This is a genomic window from Clostridium sp. ZBS15 (assembly GCF_023845705.1).
In the GTDB taxonomy this organism is placed as follows: domain Bacteria; phylum Bacillota; class Clostridia; order Clostridiales; family Clostridiaceae; genus Clostridium; species Clostridium aquiflavi.
Genome location: NZ_JAMQHY010000003.1, coordinates 41,083 through 47,554, shown reverse-complemented (window position 1 = coordinate 47,554; position 6,472 = coordinate 41,083). Strand labels below are relative to the sequence as shown.

Sequence of the window (6,472 nt, the reverse complement as noted above, 5' to 3'; positions counted from 1 at the left end):
TATATGCATAAGCAAAGTGGGCGGAGTAATTAAAATTTTACAATAGTCTTTTTATATTAAAGGATAAAATAAGATATAAACTGTATTTTTATATTTATAGATTGTTTGATTTAAATTATAGAATTTGATAATATGACTATATTAATACATTTATTATATATGTAATTTATGTAAATATATAATAATTTTTAGTTACAAATAATAGTCAAAATAATCTTATAATTTAAATGCTATCTTTGAAATGAAAAATTATATTTTAAATGTAAAAGCTTTACTTTATATGATGGTTTTTAAGACTATTATATTGAAAGGAGTGTAAAATAGTTATTAAAAAATATTGAAAAAATGTGATTAAATGTATCAGTTAAAACACTTCAACGTTGGGATAGAGAAGGTATATTAAAAGCAAAACGTACTTCAACTAATCGAAGATACTATACTTATGACCAATATTTAGAGTTCAAGGGATTAAAGAATAATATAGATAGAAAGATAGTTATATATACTAGAGTTTCTACAAATAATCAAAAAGATGATTTAGCTAATCAAATTGAATTTCTAAAGAGTTTTGCAAATGCTAAAGGTATTATTGTAGATGAAGTTATTACAGATATAGGAAGTGTACTAAACTACAATCGTAAAAAGTGGAACAAACTTTTAGAGGAATGTATGGAAAACAAAATTGATTCTATATTAGTAACTCATAAAGATAGATTTATACGATTTGGGTATTCATGGTTTGAAAGATTTTTAGGGAAATTTGATACTAAAGTTATAGTTGTAAATAATGAAAGTCTTTCACCACAAGAAGAGTTAGTTCAAGATACAATATCAATACTTCATGTGTTTAGTTGTAGAATATATGGTCTTAGAAAGTATAAGAAAAAGATTAAGGAGGATAAAGAAGTTGCTACGAGCATACAAAACGGAGATACACCCAACGGAAGAGCAGAAAAAGAAGATTAATCAAGGCATTGGTATTTGTAGATGGTTATATAATCAGTATTTGGCTACAAATCAAGAATTATATAAACAGTTTCAAGATGGATTAATCTCTAAAAAAGAAGCGACTTTAAGTGCTAATAACTTTGATAAGTATATCAATAATGAAATTAAAATTTTAGAAGGATATAAATGGATAAATTTATGTGGTTCTAAAGCAAGGAAAAAAGCTATTTGTAATGCTGAAAGTGCCTACAAAAGATTTTTCAAAGGTCAATCTAAGTTTCCACGATTTAAGAAGAAGAATAAGTCTGATGTTAAACTTTATTTTCCTAAAAATAATAAAACAGATTGGAAAACAGAAAGACATAAAATTAATATTCCTACTTTAAAGTGGGTAAGACTAAAAGAATTTGGATATATCCCAACTAACGCAAAGGTTGTTAATGGTACAATATCTAAGAAAGCTGATAGATATTTTGTATCAGTAGTAATTGAAGAAGAGCACAAAAGTGAAGATAGACCTTATACAAAAGGAATAGGTATCGACCTTGGAATTAAAGAATTTGCAGTTATCTCTAATGGTACTCACAAGAAGAATATTAATAAAACTGTAAGAGTGAAAAAATTACAAAAGAAGTTGAAACGTGAACAAAGAAGACTTTCAAGAAAATATGAAAGTTTTAAATTAAAAAATAAAAATAAGAAAGGAAAAGCTACTAGACAAAATATCCAAAAACAAATAGTCAAAGTACAAAGAGTTCATCAACGATTATCTAATATTAGAACTGACTATATAAATAAGACAATTAATAAAATAGTTAAGCAAAAACCAAGCTATATAACTATTGAAGATTTAAATGTTAGTGGAATGATGAAAAATAAGCATTTATCTAAGGCAGTAGCACAACAAAAATTCTATGAGTTTAGGGTTAAACTTGAGTACAAGTGTAATCTTAATGAAATTGAGTTAAGAATTGTAGATAGATTTTATCCTTCAAGTAAAACTTGTAGTTGTTGTGGAGCATATAAAAAAGATTTAAAACTATCTGATAGGGTTTATAAATGTAATGAATGTAATTCTAGTATAGATAGAGATTATAATGCTTCAATTAATTTAGAAAATGCAAAAATATACAAAGTTGCATAATCAAGCAAATGTATATATGTACCCAAGGCTATTTGGGGAATTTACGACTATGGAGAGTCTTACAAACAAGAGTAGCTTCGGCAAAATTGGATTCGTTGAAGTAGTAATAATATCAATATGGGTATATTTGTCCATATTTTGAGTAGCAGAATTTTTATGAACACAGCAAAAGATTTATTAAATTTTATAAATAATAGTAAAAGTGCATTTCATGGTGCTAATGAAGTTAAATCAATCTTAGATAAAGAAGGATTTGTAGAAATTAAGGAATGTGATAAGTGGGATTTAAAGCATGGTGGAAAATACTATGTTATGAAAAATGAATCTGCAATAATAGGATTCGAAATTGGAAGTGGAGATATAGCAGAAGAAGGATTTAGATTAATAGGAGCTCATACAGACTCTCCAGGATTCAGAATAAAGCCACATGCAGAAATGACAGTAGAAGACCATTATGTTAAATTAAACACAGAAGTTTATGGTGGTGCAATACTTAGCACATGGTTTGATAGACCATTAGGGGTAGCTGGAAGAGTTACATTAAAAGGAAGCAATCCACTAAAACCACAAGTTAAATTAGTTGATCTAAATAAGCCTGTTTTAATAATACCGAGTTTAGCAATACACATGAATAGAAGCATTAATGAAGGCTATGAATATAATAGACAAAAAGATACATTACCATTACTTACAATGGCTACTGATAAGTTAGAGAAAGACGGTTACTTACTTAAGTTAATTGCAGAAAGCTTAAATGTAGAAGAAAAAGAAATCGTAGATTTTGATTTATTCGTATATGAATATGAAAAAGGATGCTTATTTGGAATGAATGAAGAATTCATTTCAGCAGGAAGACTAGATGACCTTTGGATGGTATATGCAGGACTTGTGGCATTACTTCAAAGTAAATCTAATAAAGCAACAAAAGTTTTAGTGGCACTTGATAATGAAGAAATAGGTAGCTTAACATCTCAAGGAGCAAATTCTTCATTACTTGAAAATATATTAGAAAGAATAACATTAGCACTTGGAAAAGATAGAGAAGATTTCAAGAGATCATTATCAAACTCAGTTATGATTTCAGCAGATTTAGCTCATGCTCTTCATCCAAACTATACAGAAAAGCACGATCCAACAAACAGACCACTTATTGGAGGTGGTCCAGTTATAAAAATTGCGGCATCAGGAAGTTATTCAACAGACAGCTACGCAGCAGCAATATTTAAACAAGTTTGTGAAAATGTAAATGTACCATGTCAAGAATTTGTGAATAGATCAGATGTTAAGGGTGGAACAACAATAGGACCAATAACTGCATCTAAATTAAATATACCAGTTATAGATATGGGTGCACCATTACTTTCAATGCATTCAGTAAGAGAACTTGCAAGTGTTAAAGATAATGAATATACAATAAAAGCATTTACGGAATTTCTTTCATTATAATCATGTTTTAAACTAATGTTTATAGTGTAGTATAAACATTAGTTTAAAAAATTAACAAGACTGTCTCTAAACAAAAAGTAATTAAGTATCAAGCTTAATATTTTAAGAGTATTAATTAAGAGACAGTCTTTTCATTTGCAAAAATAAAGATACAATTTATACATAATGTCATTAAATTAATAAAAATTATGCATCTGGAAAAAATTACACCCCAGGGGTGTATATTTATTTGAGAAAATATCCTAATAAAGGTATAATATATGAAGGAAATTTTTGATGGGAGGGATTGTTATTTTTAATTTACAGAAAAGAGTTATAGTATTAATTATGGCTACAACATTTATAAGTGGTATATGTCCCAATGTAAATGCATATGCAGCTACAAGTGATCTTTCTAAGTCACAAAAAAATAGCTCATTAGAAAATGAATTACAAAAAGATAAATCACAAGAGAAAAATAATAAAGATAGTAAATCACAAAAAAATAATTTAAAAGGGGACAAGTTATCTGAAAGTAATTCAAAAGAACAGGATTTAAAAGAAGATGTTGATGAAGTTCTAGACCAAGAGGAAAAAACTCCAGAACCAGGTTGGCATGTTATTAATGGAAAAAGATTTTATTTTACTGAAGATGGAATGTTACAAAAAAGAGGCTGGTTTGAAATAGAGGAATACATATATAAAGGAACGGAAACTAATCCTCAAGTATATGAACCAATCTTAAAGAAGAATGAAAAAGAAAACACTAAAGTTGATAAAGATATACCAGAAGATGAAGACAAGGATGATATAAAATCTGATGATAAAAAAACAGATAAAAAAATTAAAGAATCTGAGAATAATAATGAAGATATTAAAAATTCAGAAAAAGTAGAAGAAGATAACAAAAAGGGGGAAGAAGTAAACTCTCTTGAAGATAATAAAGAAGAAAATGATACTGATTTAAACAGTACAAGCTCTAAAGAAGATGAGTATGAAATAGTAGATCCTAGTAAAGATCCGAATTATGTACTTCACAAGAATACTTATTATTTTAATGATGATTATTCAGTTGCTATTGGATGGAAAGACTTTAGTGGTAAATGGTACAATTTTAATGAATATGGTGCAATGAGAACTAATTGGAACTATGTAGATTACAAATGGTATTACTTTGATGAGCATGGAGAAATGCAAAATGGATGGATAAAATTAGGTACGGATAAATATTATCTATATAAAACTGGTGAAATGGCTAGTGGAAAAATGAATATAGATGATAAATGGTACTATTTTAATGGCAGTGGGGCATTGGAGACAGGCTTTTATAGAAAGAATGACAAGGAATGTTATTCAAATAAAAATGGTGAAATGTTATCTAATGAATGGATAGAAAATAATGATAAAAAATATTATGTTAAAGCAAATGGGGAATTAGCAACAGGCAATATAATTATAGATGGTAAACCTGAAAGCTTTACTGATAGCGGTTTATATAAAGGTGGCGGAAAAATAGATGAATATCTTTATGTAAAATATTTAGATGTTGGAAATGCAGATTGTATATTTATAAAACTTCCAAATGGAGAGACTGCATTGATTGATACTGGATTAAATACAAAAGATAGTGAAAAGAAAGTAATAGACTTTTTAGAAAGTCAAGATATGAAAGAAGATGAAGATGATAAAAAAATAATCAATCATGTTATAATAACTCATCCTCATTCAGATCATATTGGAGGTCTATATAAAATTCTTAAGAATTTTAATGTAGAAAAAATATATATGCCTGAAAAAAGTTATTTAGAAGATTGTTTGGATTTAAAGGAAACTGGATCAGAATCTGGTGATATCAAGATTATGAAAGAAGACTATAGGGTATTTAAAAAGACTATGGATTTAATAGAAGATCTTGATATAGAAGTTATAAATGCAGTTTATGGACAAGATATCGATGAAGAAGGTATTTTGAAATTTGTTAATAGAGATACGTACTATGCAAAACCACTTGACAAAAGAGTCTCAGCTAATTATTGGGAAATAAATAATCAATCAGCTTTAGTATATTTAAAATATAGTGATTTAGGCGCATTATTTACAGGCGATATAGAATGGCTAGCTGAAAAAGATATAGTAGAATCAGATCTTTTAGCACATTCAAGAGTAGACGTATTAAAAGTTCCACATCATGGAATAAATACATCTTCAAGTTATATGTTTGTAAATTATATTGGAGCAGATATTGGTATAATTCCTAGAGAAACTAATCAAATAATGAAAAATGATGCTTACACTAATTTAGTAACAGGAAGAGTAACTTTATTTGAAACTGGACTTAAAGATGGTGTTTCATTATATGCAACAGAAGATGGATGGAATGTTCAATATTAAAATTATGTTTTAATACAATGTTGATATATGAATAAAAAAAGTGGACTTAGTAATTGAACATTAAAAATATAATAACAAAAAACAGAGTACTTAATGATGTATGTCATTAAGTACTCTGTTTTATTTTCTCGGGAGTTTAAAATTATTTGTTACAATGTTTAAAATAATTTTTTTCAGGATCAGTGCTATTTAAGTCGGAATTTTCACTAGACGTCATATCTTGAGTATAATCAAATTCCATGGAAGCGATGTTATTTACAACAATATCATCCACGGCTGGATTAGGTAAACTAATGGCAACTGATCCGTCTTCAGAAACACTTTCTATTTTGCTTTGTGTTGGATAATAATCTGTTCTTACCTTAGGTAGATAAGGCGATTTTTCATTATTCATAGAATATCACTTCCTTAATATTTTAAAAATAATGTTTATTTGGAGGTATTAATATTTACAGTAATATTATTTGAATAAACTCAAATTTAATACTAGGTTAAATTTGTAAAAATTAAAATATCGCATATATTTATATATGCATAAGTAAAATGGACTGAGTAATTAAACTT

Annotated in this window: 4 protein-coding genes and 1 pseudogene; 4 read left to right on the top strand and 1 reads right to left on the bottom strand. The window is 27.5% G+C overall.

Going from position 1 to position 6,472, the window contains the following annotated elements; genetic code table 11:
* Positions 1–351: 351 nt before the first annotated feature.
* From NG904_RS01575 to NG904_RS01560, 4 genes and pseudogenes are all read left to right on the top strand, one after another.
* Positions 352–966 (top strand): annotated as a pseudogene (locus NG904_RS01575) (IS607 family transposase); the annotation flags it as partial.
* Positions 908–2,092: an RNA-guided endonuclease InsQ/TnpB family protein gene (locus NG904_RS01570; RefSeq protein WP_252229349.1), complete on the top strand. Its 1,185-nt coding sequence runs from the start codon at positions 908–910 to the stop codon at positions 2,090–2,092. The pseudogene NG904_RS01575 and the gene NG904_RS01570, both read left to right, overlap by 59 nt.
* A 156-nt stretch (positions 2,093–2,248) precedes the next feature.
* The gene (locus NG904_RS01565) at positions 2,249–3,538 is read left to right on the top strand and encodes a M18 family aminopeptidase (RefSeq protein WP_252229347.1); all 1,290 of its coding nucleotides are present in this window, start codon (positions 2,249–2,251) and stop codon (positions 3,536–3,538) included.
* A gap of 276 nt (positions 3,539–3,814) precedes the next feature.
* Positions 3,815–5,908 (top strand): MBL fold metallo-hydrolase, encoded by a 2,094-nt coding sequence (locus NG904_RS01560; RefSeq protein WP_252229345.1) that lies wholly within the window; start codon positions 3,815–3,817, stop codon positions 5,906–5,908.
* A 142-nt stretch (positions 5,909–6,050) separates the two neighbouring features.
* On the opposite strand, the gene NG904_RS01555 is transcribed toward NG904_RS01560, so the two are convergent.
* A complete protein-coding gene (locus NG904_RS01555; RefSeq protein ID WP_252211711.1) occupies positions 6,051–6,302 on the bottom strand; it encodes a hypothetical protein in 252 nt (83 codons plus the stop codon).
* Positions 6,303–6,472: the final 170 nt, after the last annotated feature.